The 20464-nt window shown below is 57.3% G+C and carries 23 protein-coding genes; 15 read left to right on the top strand and 8 right to left on the bottom strand.

Going from position 1 to position 20464, the window contains the following annotated elements; genetic code table 11:
- Positions 1–448 precede the first annotated feature (448 nt).
- The 4 genes from PSPTO_RS01295 (at position 449) to PSPTO_RS01280 (ending at position 3288) form a co-directional block, all read left to right on the top strand.
- Positions 449–898, top strand: coding sequence for a hypothetical protein (locus PSPTO_RS01295; RefSeq protein ID WP_074843309.1), 450 nt, complete (start codon positions 449–451; stop codon positions 896–898).
- Positions 899–1026: 128 nt separating this feature from the next.
- A complete protein-coding gene (locus tag PSPTO_RS01290; RefSeq protein WP_046463848.1) occupies positions 1027–1734 on the top strand; it encodes a hypothetical protein in 708 nt (235 codons plus the stop codon).
- 96 nt (positions 1735–1830) lie between these two features.
- Positions 1831–2445 (top strand): hypothetical protein, encoded by a 615-nt coding sequence (locus PSPTO_RS01285; protein WP_046463847.1) that lies wholly within the window; start codon positions 1831–1833, stop codon positions 2443–2445.
- Positions 2446–2835: 390 nt separating this feature from the next.
- Positions 2836–3288 (top strand): hypothetical protein, encoded by a 453-nt coding sequence (locus tag PSPTO_RS01280; protein ID WP_024666863.1) that lies wholly within the window; start codon positions 2836–2838, stop codon positions 3286–3288.
- Positions 3289–3590: 302 nt separating this feature from the next.
- Here PSPTO_RS01280 and PSPTO_RS01275 read toward each other — a convergent pair whose 3' ends face one another.
- The 5 genes from PSPTO_RS01275 to PSPTO_RS01255 form a co-directional block, all read right to left on the bottom strand.
- Positions 3591–3941, bottom strand: coding sequence for a type II toxin-antitoxin system RelE/ParE family toxin (locus PSPTO_RS01275; protein WP_005768484.1), 351 nt, complete (start codon positions 3939–3941; stop codon positions 3591–3593).
- A gap of 12 nt (positions 3942–3953) precedes the next feature.
- Positions 3954–4205 carry a type II toxin-antitoxin system prevent-host-death family antitoxin gene (locus PSPTO_RS01270; protein WP_007246542.1) on the bottom strand — a complete coding sequence of 84 codons (252 nt, stop codon included), beginning with the start codon at positions 4203–4205 and terminating at the stop codon, positions 3954–3956.
- Between the two features lie 296 nt (positions 4206–4501).
- Positions 4502–6046, bottom strand: a complete 1545-nt coding sequence (locus PSPTO_RS01265; RefSeq protein WP_005613653.1) for a phosphoenolpyruvate carboxykinase — start codon at positions 6044–6046, stop codon at positions 4502–4504.
- A 179-nt stretch (positions 6047–6225) separates the two neighbouring features.
- Positions 6226–7128 carry an Hsp33 family molecular chaperone HslO gene (hslO, locus tag PSPTO_RS01260; RefSeq protein ID WP_005613652.1) on the bottom strand — a complete coding sequence of 301 codons (903 nt, stop codon included), beginning with the start codon at positions 7126–7128 and terminating at the stop codon, positions 6226–6228.
- A gap of 160 nt (positions 7129–7288) precedes the next feature.
- Complete coding sequence (locus PSPTO_RS01255; RefSeq protein ID WP_003377907.1) at positions 7289–7696, bottom strand: RNA-binding S4 domain-containing protein; 408 nt, start codon at positions 7694–7696, stop codon at positions 7289–7291.
- Positions 7697–7863: 167 nt separating this feature from the next.
- Between PSPTO_RS01255 and PSPTO_RS01250 the strand changes: the two genes are divergently transcribed.
- The 7 genes from PSPTO_RS01250 (at position 7864) to PSPTO_RS01220 (ending at position 15688) form a co-directional block, all read left to right on the top strand.
- A complete protein-coding gene (locus tag PSPTO_RS01250; protein WP_005768488.1) occupies positions 7864–8646 on the top strand; it encodes an EAL domain-containing protein in 783 nt (260 codons plus the stop codon).
- A 49-nt stretch (positions 8647–8695) separates the two neighbouring features.
- Positions 8696–9139 carry an ATP-dependent zinc protease family protein gene (locus PSPTO_RS01245; RefSeq protein WP_172679536.1) on the top strand — a complete coding sequence of 148 codons (444 nt, stop codon included), beginning with the start codon at positions 8696–8698 and terminating at the stop codon, positions 9137–9139.
- The gene (rimK, locus tag PSPTO_RS01240) at positions 9136–10041 is read left to right on the top strand and encodes a 30S ribosomal protein S6--L-glutamate ligase (RefSeq protein WP_003318100.1); all 906 of its coding nucleotides are present in this window, start codon (positions 9136–9138) and stop codon (positions 10039–10041) included. Before PSPTO_RS01245 ends, rimK begins: the two co-directional genes overlap by 4 nt.
- 452 nt (positions 10042–10493) lie before the next feature.
- A complete protein-coding gene (gltP, locus tag PSPTO_RS01235; RefSeq protein ID WP_011103042.1) occupies positions 10494–11825 on the top strand; it encodes a glutamate/aspartate:proton symporter GltP in 1332 nt (443 codons plus the stop codon).
- 93 nt (positions 11826–11918) lie between these two features.
- Positions 11919–12194 carry a hypothetical protein gene (locus PSPTO_RS01230; protein ID WP_005768491.1) on the top strand — a complete coding sequence of 92 codons (276 nt, stop codon included), beginning with the start codon at positions 11919–11921 and terminating at the stop codon, positions 12192–12194.
- A 216-nt stretch (positions 12195–12410) separates the two neighbouring features.
- Positions 12411–12659, top strand: a complete 249-nt coding sequence (locus PSPTO_RS01225; RefSeq protein ID WP_005768492.1) for a TIGR02647 family protein — start codon at positions 12411–12413, stop codon at positions 12657–12659.
- Positions 12660–12841: 182 nt separating this feature from the next.
- Complete coding sequence (locus PSPTO_RS01220; protein WP_011103041.1) at positions 12842–15688, top strand: class I adenylate cyclase; 2847 nt, start codon at positions 12842–12844, stop codon at positions 15686–15688.
- 464 nt (positions 15689–16152) lie between these two features.
- Here the strand turns inward: PSPTO_RS01220 and rnk are convergent, their stop codons facing one another.
- The 3 genes from rnk to cyaY all read right to left on the bottom strand — a co-directional run bounded on the left by rnk (position 16153) and on the right by cyaY (position 17269).
- A complete protein-coding gene (gene rnk / locus PSPTO_RS01205; RefSeq protein ID WP_007246537.1) occupies positions 16153–16560 on the bottom strand; it encodes a nucleoside diphosphate kinase regulator in 408 nt (135 codons plus the stop codon).
- A gap of 137 nt (positions 16561–16697) precedes the next feature.
- Positions 16698–16934, bottom strand: a complete 237-nt coding sequence (locus tag PSPTO_RS01200) for a DUF1289 domain-containing protein (RefSeq protein ID WP_005613644.1) — start codon at positions 16932–16934, stop codon at positions 16698–16700.
- Positions 16935–16936: 2 nt separating this feature from the next.
- Complete coding sequence (gene cyaY, locus PSPTO_RS01195; RefSeq protein WP_005768497.1) at positions 16937–17269, bottom strand: iron donor protein CyaY; 333 nt, start codon at positions 17267–17269, stop codon at positions 16937–16939.
- Positions 17270–17475: 206 nt separating this feature from the next.
- Here cyaY and PSPTO_RS01190 point away from each other — a divergent pair, with 206 nt between their 5' ends.
- The 4 genes from PSPTO_RS01190 to PSPTO_RS01175 are packed head-to-tail and all read left to right on the top strand — an operon-like array spanning position 17476 to position 20462.
- A complete protein-coding gene (locus tag PSPTO_RS01190) occupies positions 17476–17622 on the top strand; it encodes an LPS translocon maturation chaperone LptM (protein WP_011103040.1) in 147 nt (48 codons plus the stop codon).
- Positions 17623–17631: 9 nt separating this feature from the next.
- On the top strand, positions 17632–18879 hold the full coding sequence (lysA, locus tag PSPTO_RS01185; RefSeq protein WP_011103039.1) for a diaminopimelate decarboxylase: 1248 nt from the start codon (positions 17632–17634) through the stop codon (positions 18877–18879).
- A 4-nt stretch (positions 18880–18883) separates the two neighbouring features.
- The gene (gene dapF / locus PSPTO_RS01180; RefSeq protein ID WP_011103038.1) at positions 18884–19714 is read left to right on the top strand and encodes a diaminopimelate epimerase; all 831 of its coding nucleotides are present in this window, start codon (positions 18884–18886) and stop codon (positions 19712–19714) included.
- Positions 19715–19727: 13 nt separating this feature from the next.
- A complete protein-coding gene (locus PSPTO_RS01175) occupies positions 19728–20462 on the top strand; it encodes a DUF484 family protein (protein WP_011103037.1) in 735 nt (244 codons plus the stop codon).
- The last annotated feature ends 2 nt before the right edge of the window (positions 20463–20464 follow it).

Genomic DNA, 20464 nt, shown 5'->3' with positions numbered 1-20464 from the left:
AGAAAGTTGTTGCGCCCTTCAGCCTTGCAGGGCGCAACATGCTTAAGTGTTTAGCTCTCGCCAGCGCAGTTAATCCAATGCAGCGCTAAAAGACAAGAATAAAAAACATCTTTCGCCAATGCGCGAAGAATCAGAAATTTCCTACTTGCTTTCCTTGTCGCCTGTGTTAAAACAACAACGGACTTCAGCAAGTAAAAATTTGCTCCTGACGGGCAAATCAAGATAGCGATACGCTTCATGCGTCGCTTTAACGTTTATCTATTATATTAAATGGAGATACCTTATCTGACCGACGCATTCACTATGCGCACGCCCTGCCTATCCCTCCGCGACACTCTATAAGCTGAACGATCCGCCTGGACACGAACGACCGCTGCCCCGTTTCGTCGCGCTTTTATCTTATTCAAATCAATATGTAATCACTCATTAAAATCAAGGATTATTCCCTATGAAAACTAACAAGACCTTATTGGCCTCCCTTGCTTTTGCAACACTGTGCACCAGCGTGACAGCGCAAGCGGGACCAGCAGTCACTGTTACATTTAAAAATCTGAGCTCTGAGGTGGCGGAGTATAAACCCGTTACGCGTAATGAGATCTCTGCCCGGCTGAATGCTAAATCACCGATTAACTCTGCAGTCCCCCCGGGAGGTTCAGATACTTACTCTATGCAAAGCACTCTATCACCGGATACAAGCTACGCCAGTGTTCGCTACGTCATGGGTTCCAAGGTTTGCGTATTCTCGACCACCTTCATAAAGCTTCCCGGTGCAGGCGGGGCCAAGGTGCCGAAATGGAACCGGACTGCAAATTCTGAAGGCGGCGCTGTCTGCACGGCGACTTCTCGTGCTACCAATCTCTCCACCTACGCGTGGGCTGCTGAATTCACCATGAAATAAGCCCCGGAGCGTGCGTGTCGCATTTTGATACGCACGCTTTTCAGCGGAAAACTAAAGCGGTGTCTGGCTGGGCCGATACAAAGAGTGAATATAAAGCCATGGATTGGCCTCTGCCGCGAGGACGCAGCATGATTGATACAAAATCCATCACACACCTCACCAGTAAAATCGCACTAACGACTGTCGAGAAAAGCATCTCCGCCACGACCATAAACTCTAGTCTAAAAGAACTAGATTCTGCACCTGCCATTGACGGCGCCACCTTCTCGACATTGTCCAGTCAGTTAAGTAGCAGCGCAGCACGAGCCCAAGCTCGTGACAGCAGTCTTGACTTAAAAAACCTGGGGGCCTTGGCAAAAAATATTAGTGATAAAGTTGCAGGCAACAGCTATTACGCCAATAGAAAACTGCACGACGCAGAGATTCCGGATACGGACGACCCTGTATTGCTCGAAAGGGCCAGGCAAGCGACTTCGTTCAGCAACGGGGCAGGAAAAAACCCATTCGCGGGTTTATCTCAGGATCAACTGAGGTTGATTATTTATGACGAGGGTGGCGACTTCACAATAAACGAAAGAAATGCCGCGTACTCCGAAAACTACTCTCAAGAACAAGTATGGAAAAGGGCCATATGCCAAAGGTATACCGACGAATACAACGAGACCGGCAAAAGCACTCAAACGCTGGTGATGCTTCTCGCCCACTACAACCAGCTGCCCCCCATAGAAAAAGCACAATACCCGGCCAATTACGCCGCCAACATTACTTCGGGGGACAGTTCAGCCCTGGATATTTTCAACACACTGAAAAGTCAGTCACACACTCAGGAGGCTTGATTGCCAGGCATGAAGAACGCCCGTAACGCCTACGAGAACTTGAGTGTCGACGAGGACGATGCAATTGCGCGTGCTCCCCGGCGAAAACCAAGGAGGATGCCCACATTCCAGCGCAATGTGTTGGCGGTGCTTGTACTCATGGCGCTGTGTGGCTACAGCCTGTTTCATTACAGGCATTTGCCGAAAACAACCGACCCCAACCCTTCACCGCCTCCTGCTTCCGTTGTTGCCGACGCCACAGTGATTGCTCCGCTGCCAGTGAACGAGACGCAGGGTCGCCCCCAAACGCTGCCCGAATGCATGGGGCCGGATAATCTCATCGACGAAGCAGTCGCGACCTGCCGTTTCGGGAAAAACCAAAGGGTAGTTCCCGGTTCAACCGCACAGGGCATGGTGTCTGCGCGCTACATGAGCCAATACAAGGCACAGCAGCAGATGCATCAGCCCAGGCTCGCAGCAGCGCAATTTATCGAGTCAGCCGTTGTATCGCAGTGGGACAGGAAGCGGACCTATGCCGCTGAATGGGTCGTCAGTGGCAATCAAATTGACGGCACCAGCGTATGCCGCAACTGGCGTCGGGGCTCGATCGAGTACCGGGAATGCCGCAAAGGCGCGAAGGTGCATTTCAAGGAGCAATGCAAACGACTCGCTGAATCCATTATTCGCCAACGCTATTGCAGTGCGGCGAGCGGGTTCAATCCTTTGGGTTGAGGGGCCATGAAGCGCCGCATCACTCAACGGTTCAGGCTCCGCGCCGACAAGTCGCGGCGTTTACCCGAGCATTTCCGGGGGTCGTACGTCGGTGCGGCTTCGGAGATGTTTAATTACAACATGGCCCCGGCACCAGTAGATTACGACCGTAGCCACTCAAACAGTGAACTGCTCCCGACACTCTCGATTGAGGGCTCGATTGGAGCCTGCGCCACATCACGCAAATAGTTGACGGCAAGCATGAGATTTCGACCCTGTCCATTGAGGTGCCCACACCATCAATCGAGTCAGATCGAGAGAGACAGCACAACCGGGATGGAGACCTTATCATTTACAGCAGGCCAAAAAACCACACGCTAAAAAACCGATCACTATAGAACTGGATATCGTATGCAAGCCTTTAAAAACCATCTAAGAAATAAATATTTTTGGCCTTTTTTATTTCTTGTTTTTATATCGATTTCTTTAGTGATTTACGCCGCCCTATTCAGCCTGCTCGACAACTCCAGCTGCCAGCGCTATAACCACACAGAAAAACTAAATGGTGGCTCAAAATCTTTCAACAATAAACCGTTCACGATAACTATTTGCGGAGCCGGGGTAAACAATAGTCTTTTTAATGGCGATGGTATGGAGAGGGTACGGCTGACTATTTTCGACGATCAAGGCGAGCTGTTAGCCAGAAGGTACTACAAGGTTTTTTGGGACGGGCAGCCCGGACATGAGCCGCTTAAGGTCTCCGAGGTGAGTATTGTCTATCAAGATGACAAGGAGCAGATGGACCACACAATCACGATGCCTCCCACACGCCTGGAATGGATTCGGGCAAGGCTTCCCCTGTAACTCTGGGAACCTTTGAAGTCATGAATATCAAGCAGCGTCGGCTCAGTGGAGCCGCCTGTCTGCGCACCAGACCTAACACTGCTGACCGTCCGCGACCCTCGTAAAAGCTACAAATACTGCAACTGTCCGGCATCACATCACTTTATCCAAGTGATCACTGTTATGTTAATTAACCTGGCGTTGACTACAGTGCAGGAACGATATTTCTGGCGCCTAAATGAATGAAGATATTTTACAACACATCGTATCTTTGGGGTCTACGTATAGAGGCTTACCGAAACTGTCGGTTTTCCATCCAGGCACTAAATAGGCTGAAGCAGACAATAGCGGATTAGTGCCTGTTCAACACTTTGTTTACCACCTAATACGAGCACTATGACGATGACATTAATATCATCTGTCTCCCTCACCTCGTAAAAGATCCGGTATCCGTCAGCGTTCAACTCACGATAGTGCAGTACGCCCAGCTCACTCAATTGAGGACTGACCGGGTAGCCCAACGGGGTGGACAGGAGCTTGTCCTGAATGGCATCAATCAGGGTGTCTATGCGCTGAGCAGCGGGAGAGAATCCCTGATAGACCGCCAGGTGTTCAACCTGATCTTCGAGGCTTTGCTGGGCAACATCGGTAAAGCGCAGTGCAAACATATTCATTTATGCTCCTCTTTATTCTTTGTGGGCAAACCTCCTGCTCAATCGGGCTTTAAGTTCGTCAGCAGAACAGTGCTTGCCTTGGGAGTACTCGCGGGAACTGATTGCCAAGAGCTTCACCAAGGCAATGGACTCATCGCGACGCTTACGATCTGCGTAAGACTCCACCACGTAGGCCGGGACACCGTTTTGCGTGACAATCAGTGGCTCATCGAGAGGCAGATCGGCTGCATTGCGTTTCAAATAGCTTATTGTTTCAACTCGCATGAGTTGATATCTCCTTCGTAGTGGCACCGAGAAAATCGTGCCTAACTCTCCGCTGCTTTCGGCACGATTTGGCCTAAACTGGAAATCACAAGACCAAATATAGACCAAATAAGGACTTTTCGCAAAATCTATTTTTTACCGAATTAAGGGGAATCTAAGCTAATGAAGATCTTTACAGGGTATGCAGCCGATATCGTCGATTCGTTATCTGGCAAGATCTGCAACAGGCCCTCAAACTGATAAAACGAAGGCAAAAAAAACCGCCTGACAAAGGCGGTTTTTTCAAGCAGCGCTACTTACAACTTCGGACCCGCAGCCTTGATGGCGTCGCTCACGTCGAACTTCTTGAAGTTCTCCACGAACAGGCCAGCCAACGCCTTGGCGGCTTCGTCGTAGGCGGCTTTGTCAGCCCAGGTGTTGCGTGGGTTGAGCAGGCCGGTGTCTACGCCGGGTACCAGTTTCGGTACGTCGAGGTTGATGGTGTCGAGGTGTTCGGTTTCTGCACCGATCAACGCGCCGCTCTGGATGGCTGCAATCACGCCACGGGTGGTCGGGATGTTGAAGCGCTTGCCGACGCCGTAGCCGCCGCCGGTCCAGCCGGTGTTGACCAGGTAGACCTTGGATTTGAAGCCGCGGATACGCTTGATCAGCAGTTCTGCGTATTCGCCGGCCGGACGCGGGAAGAACGGTGCGCCGAAGCAGGTGGAGAAGGTGGACTTGATGCCCGAACCCGAACCCATTTCAGTCGAACCGACCAGTGCGGTGTAGCCCGACAGGAAGTGGTAAGCGGCTTGTTCTTCGCTGAGGATCGACACAGGCGGCAGGACGCCGGTCAGGTCGCAGGTCAGGAAGATAACGGCGTTCGGCTCGCCACCGAGGTTTTTCGGGGCGCGTTTTTCGATCAGTTCGCGCGGGTAAGCGGCACGGCTGTTCTGGGTCAGGCTGCTGTCGGCGTAGTCAGCGGTCTTGGTGACCGGGTCGAGTACGACGTTTTCCAGTACAGCGCCGTGCTGGATGGCTTTCCAGATGACCGGCTCGTTCTTCTCGGACAAGTCGATGCACTTGGCGTAGCAACCGCCTTCGATGTTGAACACCACGCCCACGCCCCAGCCGTGTTCGTCGTCACCGATCAGGTAACGGCTTTCATCAGCGGACAGGGTGGTCTTGCCGGTGCCGGACAGGCCGAAGAACAGGGTTACATCACCCTCTTCGCCCATGTTGGCAGCGCAGTGCATCGGCAGTACGTCTACGGCCGGCAGCAGGAAGTTCTGCACCGAGAACATGGCTTTCTTCATTTCGCCGGCATAACGCATGCCTGCGATCAGCACCTTGCGGGCGGCGAAGTTGATGATGACGGTGCCGTCGGAGTTGGTGCCATCACGCTCAGGGTCGCAGACGAACCATGGCGCGTTCTGGATTTCCCACTCGTCCTTGCCAGCCGGGTTGTACTGTTCAGGGTTGATGAACAGGCAACGGCCGAACAGATTGTGCCACGCTGTTTCGGTGGTCATCTTGACAGGCAGGTAGTGCGCAGGATCGGAGCCTACATGAACGTGGGAAACGAAGCGCTCGCGCTCGGCAAGGTACGCACCGACACGGTTCCACAAAGCGTCGAATTTCTCGGCGGGAAACTTGCGGTTGATCGGGCCCCAGGCGATGGCGTCCTGGGTGCTCGGCTCTTCAACGATGAAACGATCGACCGGCGAACGGCCAGTACGATGGCCTGTCTCCACAACCAGTGCGCCAGTGTCGGACAGTACGCCTTCGTTGCGGGCAAGGGCTTCCTTGACCAGTTCGTCGGTGCTCAGATCGGTGTGCACAGCGTTGTTGATTTGCGTCATGAGGTTCCCCGTCGGCCTGTAGCCGAGTGCTCCAAACGGTTTTGTAGTAAAAAAACAACCACTACTACAGCGTAAAAGTGGGCCGGATTATGCCAGAAATGCCCAGAAATGGTAGGACCCTCCTGTCAGAACAGTATTACAGGGGCCCACACCGTATTCTGAGGCTGTTTACGCGCTGATTAATGACGCGTATCAGATGGCGAATCGACACCGCCGCCAGCAAACAGCTGCGCAACGTCAGTGGCATCGAACAGGTAGCGCTCGTTGCAGAACTGGCAGTCGATCTCGATGCTGCCGTTGTGCTCGATAACCAGTTGCTGCGCGTCCTCCAGCCCAAGGCTGGCCAGCGCATTGGCCGAGCGCTCGCGTGAGCAACTGCAGCGAAAGCAGATTGGCTGGACATCGAACAGGCGCACCGGGTCTTCGTGATACAGGCGATGCAGCACGGTCTGGTTGTCCAGGCTGAGCATTTCTTCGGCCGTCAGGGTGCTGGCCAGGGTAACGACGTGCTCCCAGCTGGCGTCGCGTTCTTCCGGGTCGGTGATCTGGGCGGCGGGCAGTTGTTGCAGCAGCAGGCCACGGGCGCGATGACCGTCAGCCTTGAGCCAGAAGCGGGTGCCCAGCTGTTCGGACATCACGAAGTAGTTGGAGAGGCTTTCCGACAGGTCGACGCCGTCCAGCGCCACGATGCCCTGATAGCGCTTGCCCTGACGCGGGTCGACGGTCAATGCCAGCGAGCCGTCCGGCATCAGGTCCTGCAGGCCGGCGCCAGGGGTGATCAGCGCTTCGTCGTAACGGGCAATGCCACGCAGCTCGCGCTCGCTTGAGCACTCGACCATCAGCAATGGTACGGCGCCGCTGGAGCGCGCCTGCAGAATCAGCAAGCCGTCGAACTTGAGGGTGCCGACCAGCAGGGCCGCGGCCGCCATCAGTTCGCCGAGCAGTTGCGCGACCGGCTCCGGGTAGGGGTGTTTGGCAAGCACTTCGGCGTAGCTGCGCTCCAGGGCTACCAGCTCTCCGCGTACGTCGCTTTCGTCGAAGATAAAACGCTGGGTGAAATCGATGTCCGGGAAATCATGCATAAGAAGTGGGTATCTGAGGTAATGACAGTGAATGGCTCGCGGCGGGAAAAGCGCCGTCCTGCACTCGAAAGTGTCTGGAGCCATACGGGTTGACCGGTATTTTAGGAGCTATCCGGGACGCTTCCAAGCTGGATGGCATTTCGAGCGCCGAGCGGAGCTTTTATTCGCTGTCGCGAGCGCCGCGGAAATCGAAAAGCTGGCGACGCTGCTTCTTGGTCGGCTTGCCATCGGTGGTCACACCCAGGTTGCCGGCCTTGCGCTGAAGAGCTGCATTTTCACGTTTGGCGATGCTTTCCGGGGTCTCGCGATAGAGCGTCTGCGCTTGCGGCGCGCCACGGCGAACAATGGACAGCGCCTCGACGACCACTGTGCGTTCATCGAAGCCCATGCGAATCTGAAACTCATCGCCAAGGCGAGGCTCCTTGCCGGGCTTGCAACGTTCGCCGCGACAGTGCACCTTGCCGCTTTCGATAGCGGCTTTGGCCAGCGCACGCGTTTTGAAAAAGCGGGCGGCCCACAGCCATTTATCCAGACGAACCTTGTCGTCCTCTTCCATCTTTTGTGCCATTTGAATTCCTCATCAGTGCGGCAGTCTGAACGTTATCCGGCTCATCAGGAAACGTGACTGCCTGCGGTTGCTGATTTGTAGCTATCAAGAACATGAAGTAACCGATCCTTGCTTGTCAAAATCAGCTATTCATCATTTTATGGCCCTGACCTCACATGGAGCGCGACGTGACAGATTTTCCAACTTCGTTGACCGCCCCCAAAAAGGGGTGTGAGGGCTGCACCGGCAGTCCGGAACTGGGCTTTTCGTTTGATTACGCCTACCAACCCATCGTCAACCTGCACGACCAGTCGATCTTCGCCCACGAAGCGCTGGTCCGCGGTCCGAATGGCGAGGGCGCAATGTCGGTGCTGAACCAGGTCACCGACCAGAATCGCTATCGCTTCGATCAGAAGTGCCGGACCACAGCCATCGCCGGCGCGGCAAAACTGGGCATGACCGAGCGTTTATCGATCAACTTTCTGCCCAATGCCGTGTATCGTCCCGAGCTGTGTATCCGCAGCACACTGGAGGCGGCCAAGCAGCATGACTTTCCTATCGAGCGGTTGATTTTCGAGACCATCGAAAGCGAGCATGTGGATAACAACAACCATTTGAGCAACATTTTGCGCGAGTATCGCGAGTTCGGTTTCATGACCGCCATCGACGATTTCGGTGCCGGCTACTCCGGGCTGACCCTGCTGGCTGATTTTCAACCCGACCTGATAAAGCTCGACATGAATCTGGTCCGCGATATTCATCGTGATCGCGCGCGTCAGGCTATTGTTCGGGGTGTTGTCACAATGTGTAAGGACTTGGGGATTAAGCTCATCGCCGAAGGTATCGAACACATTGAAGAGCGGGATTTTCTGGCTGATTGCGGCATATCCCTGATGCAAGGCTATTTGTTCGCCAAACCTGCATTCAAAGCCCTGGCTCAGATAGCACCTGAGGCCTGGCAGAAGCCTTGAGAAGTACGGAATCGCATTGAAAACATTTGATCACCTGACCGTTATCGGCCTGCGCGAGTGGGTGGCGCTGCCCGACCTTGGGGTCGCTGGCCTGCGGGCAAAAATCGATACCGGGGCGAGCACTTCAAGCCTGCACGCGACTGAAATCGAGCCGTTTGAACGTGATGGCCAGAAATGGGTGCGCTTCAACGCGCACCTGGGCACGGTGGTGCAGTTGCGCCATCGCCGCTGCGAGGCGCAGCTGGTCGCCATGAAAACCATTAAAAGCTCCAACGGCCAGGCACAGGTGCGTTACGTCATTCGCACCACGCTGGCCTTGGGTGATCGTATCTGGCCGGTGGAATTCACACTGGCTTGCCGCAGGTCGATGCGTTATCGGCTGCTGCTGGGCTCCAAAGCCTTGATCGACGGCCATCTGGTCGTCAATCCGGGCATCACTTATGTACAAGACAAGCCGGTGTTCCCGGCCTCTACTTCCTCAGGTGTTGCATGAAGATCGCTGTGCTTTCGCGTAATCCGCGTTTGTATTCCACACGTCGTCTGGTCGAAGCGGGTATCGAGCGGGGCCATGAGATGGTGGTGATCGACACGCTGCGCGCCTATATGAACATCGCCAGTCATAAGCCGCAGATCCACTATCGCGGCAAACCGCTGGAGGGCTTCGATGCGGTCATTCCACGCATTGGCGCCTCGGTGACGTTCTATGGCTGTGCGGTGTTGCGCCAGTTTGAAATGATGGGCGTGTTTCCGCTCAACGAATCCGTCGCCATTGCCCGCTCGCGGGACAAGCTGCGCTCGCTGCAATTGCTGTCACGCCGGGGGATCGGCCTGCCGGTCACCGGGTTTGCGCATTCGCCGGACGACATTCCCGACCTGATCCAGATGGTCAACGGCGCGCCGCTGGTCATCAAGGTGCTGGAAGGCACTCAGGGGATCGGCGTGGTGCTGTGCGAAACCGCCACGGCCGCTGAGTCGGTGATCGAAGCCTTCATGGGCCTCAAGCAGGACATCATGGTTCAGGAGTACATCAAGGAAGCCGGCGGCGCAGACATTCGCTGTTTCGTGGTTGGGGACAAGGTAATCGCCTCGATGAAACGTCAGGCCAAACCGGGTGAGTTCCGCTCCAACCTGCACCGTGGCGGCAGCGCCAGCCTGATCAAGATCACCCCCGAAGAGCGCATGACCGCGTTGCGCGCAGCCAAGGTCATGGGCCTGAGTGTCGCGGGCGTGGATATCCTGCGCTCCAATCACGGCCCGTTGGTGATGGAGGTGAACTCCTCACCCGGCCTGGAAGGTATTGAAGTGACCACCAGCAAGGATGTCGCTGGAATGATCATTGAGTACCTGGAAAAGAACAGCGGTCCGCACATGACCCGCACCAAGGGAAAAGGCTGACCGGCCAAAACAATGTCGAGCGCCCGGGGCATAACTCATCTGCGGATGAGCAGCCTCGGGAGTTTTGATACCGTACATCCGTTAAATCCCCCGCGTAATCGATTCAGCACACCGATGTTCGTCCTTCCCCCACGCTTCGCCTCATCAGCCCGAAGACGACGTATTAGCCACCTTTACGCCAAATAGCCATCTTCTTGTTTGACACAAATCAACACATATTTGCGCATTTGTATGCCGATTGAGCATGAGGTAGTCGTTTACGGCATTAGACGTACACGCACGTCATGGGAATAGTTGCGACTTTTTTCGCCTGCTATAGAGCTGGGATGCTCGCCTGCGGTGACCTTCTCGGGACATTTCCAAAGGGAGCCCGTGCCCTGAGAGTGCTGTGAAAAGCACGCTCGGAGTAACGGTCTGGACTTGCCCAAGCCACTTCCAACAAGGGTAATAATATGAAGAAGGCAAAGCTGAGCCTGGCCTGGCAGATTCTTATCGGGCTGGTACTGGGCGTCGCGGTGGGAGCACTGCTCAACCATTTCGGTGACGAGAAAGCCTGGTGGATCAGTAATATCCTGCAGCCCGCGGGCGACATTTTCATTCGTCTGATCAAGATGATCGTTATTCCTATCGTGGTCGCATCGCTGATTGTCGGCATCGCGGGGATGGGCGACGCGAAGAAGCTGGGGCGCATTGGCCTCAAGACCATTCTTTACTTTGAAGTCGTGACCACCATCGCCATCCTGGTGGGTCTGGTGCTGGCCAACGTGTTCCATCCGGGCACTGGCATCGACATGAGCACCCTGGGGACGGTCGATATCTCCAAGTATCAGCAGACCACCGCTGAGGTTCAGCACGATCACGCCTTTGTTGCGACCATCCTCAACCTGATCCCGTCCAATATCTTCGCCGCCATGACCCGTGGCGAGATGCTGCCGATCATTTTCTTCTCGGTGCTGTTCGGCCTGGGGCTTTCGAGCCTGCAAGCCGAGGTGCGCGAGCCGCTGGTCAAGCTGTTCCAGGGCGTTTCGGAAACCATGTTCAAGGTCACTCACATGATCATGAACTACGCACCGATTGGCGTATTCGCCCTGATTGCGGTGACGGTCGCCAACTTCGGTTTCGCGTCGCTGCTGCCGCTCGCCAAGCTGGTGATTCTGGTTTACGTGGCCATCGCCTTCTTCGCCTTCGTGGTGCTGGGGCTGATCGCTCGGGCATTCGGCTTTTCGGTCATCAAGCTGATGCGTATCTTCAAGGACGAGCTGATTCTGTCCTACTCCACCGCCAGTTCCGAAACCGTGCTGCCGCGCGTGATTCAGAAGATGGAAGCCTACGGCGCGCCGAAAGCGATCTGCAGTTTCGTGGTACCCACCGGCTACTCGTTCAACCTCGACGGTTCGACGCTTTATCAGAGCATTGCAGCGATATTCATTGCCCAGCTGTACGGCATTGACCTGTCGATCAGTGCGCAATTGATGCTGGTAGTGACGCTGATGGTCACCTCCAAGGGCATCGCAGGCGTGCCGGGCGTGTCCTTCGTCGTGCTGCTGGCGACACTGGGCAGCGCGGGCATTCCGCTGGAAGGCCTGGCGTTCATTGCCGGTGTCGACCGGATCATGGACATGGCACGTACGGCCCTGAATGTGATCGGCAATGCGCTGGCCGTGCTGGTCATCTCGCGCTGGGAAGGCCTGTACGACGACGCCAAAGGCGAACGCTACTGGAACTCCCTGCCGCACTGGCGCAGCAAGGAATCTGTTGCGCTGGGTCAACCGACAGCGGATTGATCTTCCGGCCTGCGTGCTGACAAACCCCGGACTTCCGGGGTTTGTTGTTTTCAGGTCGCCGGTTAGACTGCCCGCCTTACTTGAGGATTTACCATGACCGACGCAATCGACAATGACGAAGAAGAATTTGCCGCCTCGACCCTGATCGAAGCCATCGAGAACCAGATCGAATCCGGTAATCCGCCGGCGGCCAAGGCCGTGTTCAACATGCTCACGCTGGTTAATTATGAGCGTGAAGACATTCTTGAAATGATGGCACACGTACTGGCCATCGAGATCGACGCCTTGCTCGAGCAGGACCGTGCGTTCGATACGCAATGGTACGAAGCAGCGCTGCGCGCCCTGCCTGAACTGCCGCCCGAGAAATAATCACCCGGCCGGTCACGCCGACAATATATATGCTGCAAACACGCCAGACGCTGACTACACTGCAAATGCCCCGCCGCAGCTCAATCCTCCGGGGCTATCACGCCAAACCGGCTTTAACGGTCATCCAGAACCGACGAGCGCAGACAGGACACGTCGATTCCAGAGCCCACCCGCCAGCCGGCCAGGTCGTACTACTATAAAAAGTCTGGAGTACCTATGTCGTATACCCCTGAGTTGGTTGCCGAACTGGAAATCCTTGCACTGTTCAATCTGGGAAACACCCAGGAAGGCCTCAAAGTCCACCACGTAGCGGCCCCCGCTGCCGTCTCAGCTGCAAAAAGACTCTTCGAAAAAGGCCTCACGACTCAAGTCGATGGCGGCTATCTGACCAGCCTCGGTCTTGAATCCGCTCAGCACGCGCAGTCACTGCTGACCATTCTTAGCGTCTCCAGACAAGCTGCCTGACAGTTGCCGGGCCTGCACACAAAAAAGCGTGGCAGGCCCTTTACTTATCTGAACGCCAGTCGATACAGGACATTGGCGCCAGAATAACAAACCGACTGAATCCGCTTCTCTCGGCTGCAAACTTTCTTTGCCCTTTTGCTCAGTAAGTCCATGCCTGCACGGGCCAGGTGCCTTGAGTTGCGATGACGCGTAATCCTGAAATTCGCCCCGATCTGGATGAGGGCATTGACCGCAAGGTTCTCAGCCAGTTGCGTAACCGCTTCCTGTCGCTCAATGACGGGCGATACGCGCGCGCCCTCGAAGGCATGTCGACGCGCCAGCAAAGCGTATTGACGCTGCTGCCACTGTTCTTCCACGTCAATCATCCACTGTTGCCCGGCTACGTTTCCGGCAGCACGCCTGCCGGCGTCTCGCATTACGAGCCAGACACCCTCGCGCTGGCCGAGGCGCAGCGCCTGACGCGCTCGTTCTCGTACAAAGCGCGACACGGCAACCCGCCGCAGCCTATTCACGGTCTGTTTCTGATGGGCAGCCTCGGCACGCTGGCCCAGGCTGATCAAAGCGATATGGACGTTTGGGTCTGCCACGACAGCGAACTGGACCTGGAAGCCATCGCCGAACTGCGCAAGAAATGTCAGGCCCTTGAAGCCTGGGCTGCCACCATGGGGGCAGAGGCGCATTTTTTTCTGATCGATCCGCAACGCTTCAAAAGCGGCGAGCGCGACTCGCAGCTCAGCTCTGACGATTGCGGCACCACCCAGCATTATCTGTTGCTCGACGAGTTTTATCGCACAGCGATCTGGCTCGCCGGGCGCACGCCGATGTGGTGGATGGTGCCGGTCTACGAAGAGCAGAATTATGAGGATTACACCTACACCCTGCTGAGCAAACGGTTCATTCGCGCCAGCGAAGTGCTCGACCTCGGACCGATGTCGCACATCCCCGCCACAGAGTTTATCGGCGCAGGGCTATGGCAGTTGTTCAAAGGCATCGGGTCGCCTTACAAGTCAGTGCTCAAGCTGTTGTTGATCGAGGTGTATTCCAGCGAACATCCCCGCGTGCAGTGCCTGAGTCTGCGCTTCAAACAGGCGGTGTTTGCCAATCAACTAGACCTGGATGAGCTGGACCCTTACGTGGTCGTGTACCGCCGTATCGAAGAGCACCTGCAGGCGCGCAACGAGCCCGAGCGTCTCGAACTGGTGCGGCGCAGCCTGTATTTGAAGGTCAACAAAAAGCTCACCGGCTCGACCCGCCAACGCAACATCGGCTGGCAACGCCTGCTGCTTGCGCGCCTGACCTCGGAATGGGGCTGGGATGAGCGGCAATTGACGTTGCTCGACAGCCGCAGCCAGTGGAAAGTGCGCCAGGTGGCCAGCGAGCGCCGCGCGCTGGTCAATGAGCTCAATTACAGTTATCGCTTCCAGACCCGCTTCGCCAGAGCGCAAAGCACTGCCGACACGCTCGATGCCCGCGACCTGACCATTCTGGGGCGGCGCCTGTACGCGGCGTACGAGCGCAAGGCGGGCAAGGTCGAGTTCATCAACCCGGGCATCGCCCCTGACCTTGCCGAAGACACGCTGACGCTGGTGCACTCGCCTGACAAGCGCGAGCCTGGCAAACATCAGTGGGCGCTGTACAACGGCAACCTGGGCATTCATGAGTGGGCAAACTTTTCGCCCATCAAGCGCAGCCGGGAATTGCTTGAGCTGTTGGCCTGGTGCCACCGTAACAATGTGATAGACACCACCACCCGCGTGGCGCTGCACCCCGGCACCAGCGACCTGAGTGAATTCGAGCTGTTCAACCTGTTGGGGGCCTTGCAGCAGAGTATTGAGCTGCCACTGCCCGAGGTCAGCGATGACGAGCTGCTCAAACCCAGCGCGCCCAGCGAGATACTGCTGCTGATCAATGTCGGCGTCGATCCGCTCAGGCATCACCGCGATCTCAATATTCTGATGACCACCGAGCGCACTGATTCGCTCAGTTATGCAGGCGTTCGGGAAAATCTGGTGCTTACGCTGGACCAGATCACGCTCAATACCTGGAACGAAACGCTGGTCAGCCGCTACGACGGCCCGCACGCCCTGCTCGACTGCATGAGCGAGTTGCTCGGCAGCTTGCCGACGAGTGGCAAACAGCCGCAGATTCGCGTGCGTTGCTTTTGCCATAACCGCGCGTCTGCCATCGCCCAGCGTGTCGAAGAGCTGATCAGCACAGCGCAATTGTTACTCGCCAGACAGCTCAACCACCGTTATCTGATACAGGTGCAGCAGCAGTATCACGTACTGGAGATCAAGCCCGGCCAGGTTGGCCATGTGGTGGTCAACAGCCTGCCAGGGTTGTTCAAGTACCTGGGCGAGGAACTGCCACGTTACAGCCCTCTGCATCTCGACCCTCAGGCACTCGACGGGCATGACCTGGCCCTGATCCTGCCGCTCGGGCAGCCGGAGTGCATTCAGGTGTTTTACCGGATCAACGAGCCGGATGCGGATCTGTATGTGCTGGACGAGCACAACTCGCTCTGGCACCAGCGTGTGCCTTATCACGATGAGCAGAGCCTGTTGACGCCCCTGCAGCGCTTTTTTCACTCGCTGGTCTATCGTCGTGGCGCATCGTTGCCGCTGGATGACCCGTCCGAGCCGGTTTCGCTGGAAGCTCTTTACTATCAGATCCTGCCTTCCGGCCCGGGGCACGCACGGCGTGTCGAACACCGATTGGCACCGACCGCGACGGACCGGTCTTTCTATGACGTGCAGGCAATCATCGAAGAAACCTCGCCAGGGCAGCTCAACGCCACCCTGTATTGCGACAACAGCGAGTTTTCCGAGCTGGAATACGGCGATCAATTGTATGCAGCCGTTGCCCGGCAAATTCTCGGTAAACGCCTGGAACCGCAACGCTATCGCTGTTACATCACCGACCTGGACCTCTCCGGCCTGATGGATGGCAAGCACGGGCAAAGCATCCTCTTCCTGCGCCACAAGGCCGAGCTGGAGACACTGTTGAACGAGGCGATGGAGCAGGCGTGACGCTGGAGCGTGCGCAACGATAATCTCAACTATCGTACGACGCTCTGCGTCGCATGCCGTTCTGGACACTCCGCGTCCGGTCTTGAATGTGCGGCGCGGCAGAGATTTGTGACGCAGGAGCGTCACCCAATGCATTCCGACGCTGGAGCGTGCGGAACGATAACCTCAACTATCGTGCGACGCATTCCGACGCTGGAGCGTGCGCAACGATAATCTCAACTATCGTACGACGCTCTGCGTCGCATGCAGTTCTGGACGCTCCGCGTCCGGTCTTGAATGTGCGGCGCGGCAGAGATTTGTGACGCAGGAGCGTCACGCAACGCATTCCTACGCTGGAGCGTACGGAACGATAACCTCACTATCGTGCGACGCTCCGCGTCGCATGCCGTTCTGGACGCTCCGCGTCCGGTCTTGAATGTGCGGCGTTGGCACGATAGGCGTTCTCCGCAGGCGACGCTTTTCGATTACTCGTACTCGCCCGCCGCTTCCGGCTGATATTCGACGGCCAGCAAGGTCAGTTTGAGGGTCTTGCCGCCCGGTGCGGGCCAGTCGATGTGCTGGCCGACCTGCAGGCCGAGCAGGGCCGAACCCATTGGGGCCAGGACCGATACGGTGCCCTCTGCGCCGGCATCCTGCGGATAGACCAGCTTGAGGTGGTAGTCCTTGCCACTGACTTCCTCACGGCAATGCACACGCGAGTTCATGGTCACAACGCCCGCAGGCACCTCATCGTGGCCAACCACTTGTTCGGCACGGTCCAGTTCGGCCTGCAACGCCTGCAGGCCCGGTGTGTTTTCGTCCTGGCTGTCGATGAAACTCTCAAGACGCTGTACGTCGAGCCGGGTGAGGATGATCGAAGGTGCTGTGGTCATGGTCTGGGCAGACTCCTTTATTCTCCATGAATAAAACAAAACCCCGCCGGGGCAGGCGGGGTTTTACGGGCTTCTCGATCTGGAGAAGCAGGGTCTGACACTAACACAGCGCAACAAATACACAACCCGACCCGGCGCTAGCCAGCGGCTTGCCCAACCTCGGCAGCGGCCCGACGCTGGTCTGCATTGAGGCGGATCTGCCGACGCCGGTCGTCGTCGGCCGAGCGCCATTCGCGTATGTCTTCGACGTGGCGAAAGCACCCCAGGCAGACTTTCTGCTCGTCAAGCCGACACAGACTGACGCAAGGTGACGCCACGGCAGGGCTGACGTTGCTGAAAAGCGGCTTGGGCGGTCGTGCAGGTGTCTGGCTCACAATCAGATCTCGGAAAAGTCCAGGTCGGCACCAGCTTGCTCAAACGTCATGCGCGCAAGCATCTCGCTGAGCAGCTCGTCACTGGTGTCACACGCCCAACGGCTTTCTTCTTCATCGTAATCGAAGTGAAAACCACCCGATTTGGCTGCCAGCCAGAGCTGACGCAGCGGCTCCTGACGGCTGAAAATAAGCTGCGAGCCACCTTCGAACTTGACGGTTAGTACACCGGCCGAGTTTTCCAGATCCACATCCAGACCACTCTCGTCGAAAACGTCTTCGATATTCTGCTGAGTCGCATCGACCAGGTCGTGGAATCGCGCTTCGGTCAAACTCATTACGGGAACCTCGATAAGTGTCTGCTGATAGCGCAGAGGGGCAAGATACGGACGCTGCCAGGCAAATGCAAAGCTTACCCGCCAGTTGGTGTTACGAGAACGGTTTAATGTCCGAGGCCCGCCAGACGGGAAGCCCCTCGCATAGGCAAGCTGGCGGGTGGTCGGTATACTCGGGCGCAATTAATGCTTTTACAAAGGATTTCGCCATGAAGCGCCTGATCTCTTCGCTTGCTGCGCTTGTCGCGGTCGCTTGTCTTGTTTCAGCTTGTGGTCAAAAAGGCCCGCTGTATCTGCCGGATGACAGCAAAACCCCGGAAGAACAAGCCAAATCGCAATCGCACAAGCACCTTTAAGGGAATCCCATGGACGCCTTCAACTACCGCGACGGTGAGCTGTTCGCGGAAGGGGTAGCATTGTCTGCCATTGCCGAGCGTTTCGGCACGCCGACCTATGTCTATTCGCGCGCTCATATCGAAGCGCAGTACCGTGCCTTCGCCGATGCGCTGAGCGGCATGCCGCACATGGTCTGCTTCGCCGTGAAAGCCAACTCCAACCTGGGTGTGCTCAATGTCCTGGCGCGTCTTGGCGCCGGTTTTGACATTGTGTCGCGTGGCGAACTGGAACGCGTGCTGGCCGCTGGCGGCAAAGCCGAAAGAATCGTGTTCTCCGGCGTCGGCAAAACCCGTGAAGACATGCGTCGCGCCCTTGAAGTCGGCGTGCACTGCTTCAACGTCGAATCCACCGACGAGCTTGAGCGCCTGCAGGAAGTCGCCGCCGAACTCAACGTTCGCGCGCCGATCTCGCTGCGCGTCAACCCGGACGTGGACGCAGGCACTCACCCCTACATCTCCACCGGCCTGAAAGAAAACAAGTTCGGCATCGCCATCGCGGCTGCCGAAGACGTTTACATTCGCGCCTCGCAGTTGCCAAACCTGGAAGTGATCGGCGTCGATTGCCACATCGGCTCGCAGCTAACCACGCTCGAGCCGTTCATCGATGCGCTGGATCGCCTGCTGGATCTGGTCGATCGCCTGGGCGATTGCGGCATTCACCTGCACCACATCGATCTGGGTGGCGGCCTGGGTGTGCGTTATCGCCATGAAGAGCCCCCGTTGGCGGGCGATTACATCAAAGCGGTACGCGAACGCCTTGCCGGGCGTGATCTGGGCCTGCTGTTCGAGCCGGGGCGCTTTATCGTGGCCAACGCGGGCGTGCTGCTGACCCAGGTCGAGTACCTCAAGCATACCGAGCACAAGGATTTCGCCATCGTCGATGCGGCGATGAACGACCTGATCCGCCCTGCCCTGTATCAGGCCTGGATGGACGTCACGGCGGTGCGCCCGCGTGACAGCGAACCGCGTGCGTACGACATCGTCGGGCCGATCTGCGAAACCGGCGATTTCCTTGCCAAGGGCCGCGAGCTTGCACTGGCTGAAGGCGATCTGCTGGCGGTGCATTCGGCCGGCGCTTACGGTTTTGTCATGAGCTCTAACTACAACACCCGTGGCCGTGCCGCTGAGGTACTGGTCGACGGTACCCAGGCGTTTGAAGTGCGTCGTCGCGAAACCGTGGCCGAGCTGTTCGCTGGCGAAAGCCTGCTGCCGGAGTAACCCCATGCTGCTGCGTTTTACCAAGATGCACGGGCTGGGTAACGACTTCATGGTCCTGGACCTGGTGAGTCAGCACGCGCACATTTTGCCCAAGCACGCCAAACAATGGGGCGACCGCCACACCGGCATCGGTTTCGATCAGCTGTTGCTGGTCGAGGCACCGAACAACCCGGACGTGGACTTTCGCTACCGGATCTTCAACTCGGACGGCTCCGAAGTCGAACAGTGTGGCAACGGCGCACGCTGCTTTGCCCGCTTCGTACTCGACAAGCGTCTGACCGCCAAGAAACAGATACGCGTCGAGACCAAAGGCGGCATTATCGAGCTGGAGATCCGCAGCGACGGGCAGATCAGCGTCGATATGGGACCGCCGCGCCTCGTGCCGGAAGAGATCCCGTTTCAGGCCGCGGAGCAAGCCAAAAGCTACTCGCTCGACGTAGACGGGCAGACAGTCGAGCTGGCGGCCGTGTCGATGGGCAATCCTCACGCCGTGCTGCGCGTCGATGACATCAACAATGCGCCTGTGCACACACTAGGCCCGAAGATCGAACATCACCCGCGCTTTCCGGCACGGGTCAACGTCGGCTTCCTGCACGTTGTGGACCGCCAGCGTGCGCAGTTGCGCGTCTGGGAACGCGGCGCCGGGGAAACCCAGGCCTGCGGCACCGGGGCCTGCGCAGCGGCAGTGGCCGCCATCAGCCAGGGCTGGATGGATTCGCCATTGCTGATCGACCTGCCCGGAGGTCGCCTGTCCATCGAGTGGGCAGGCCCGGGACACCCTGTCATGATGACCGGCCCTGCTACAAGGGTCTACGAAGGCCAAGTTCGTCTTTAAGCGAGTAACTACGATGACCGATCAGCCTCCCGCTTCAACCGGCACCCCCAGCGAATCGCCTGTCGATAGCGCAGCGCCAGACCTTGAAGCAGAAGCGGTCATCGCTTTCCTGCTTGAGCATCCTCAATTCTTCGCCGAGCATGACGAGCTGCTGGTGTCGATGCGCATTCCTCACCAGCGTGGCGACACCGTCTCGCTGGTCGAGCGTCAGCTCAATCTGCTGCGCGAGCGCAACATCGAAATGCGCCATCGCCTCTCACAACTGATGGACGTGGCACGCGACAACGACCGTCTGTTCGAGAAAACCCGTCGCCTGAACCTCGCGCTGATGGACGCCACCAGCCTGGACGAGCTGGTGATCGCCGTGGAAGACAGCCTGCGCCAGGATTTTCAGGTGCCTTTCGTCAGCCTGATTCTATTCAGCGACAGCCCGATGCCAGTGGGCCGCTGGGTCAGCAGTGCCGAGGCACAGAAAGCCATCGGCGGTCTGATTGGCGAGAAGATCATCTGCGGCGCGCTGCGTGAGCATGAGCTGGCATTTCTGTTCGGTGCCGAGCAAGGCAAGGAAGTCGGTTCGACCGCCATCGCCAGCCTTAACCATCTGGGCCTGCATGGCGTGCTGGCCATCGGCAGCCGTGACCCACAGCATTACAAAAGCTCGGTCGGCACGCTGTTCCTCAGTTATATCGCTGACGTACTGAGCCGTCTGCTGCCCCGCTTCGCCCATTCGCTGCGTTCGGTCCGCTAGCC

The organism is Pseudomonas syringae pv. tomato str. DC3000 (assembly GCF_000007805.1).
Lineage (GTDB): Bacteria > Pseudomonadota > Gammaproteobacteria > Pseudomonadales > Pseudomonadaceae > Aquipseudomonas > Aquipseudomonas avellanae.
The sequence above is the reverse complement of the archived record's forward strand: the minus strand, read 5'-3'. Positions and strand labels throughout refer to the sequence as shown.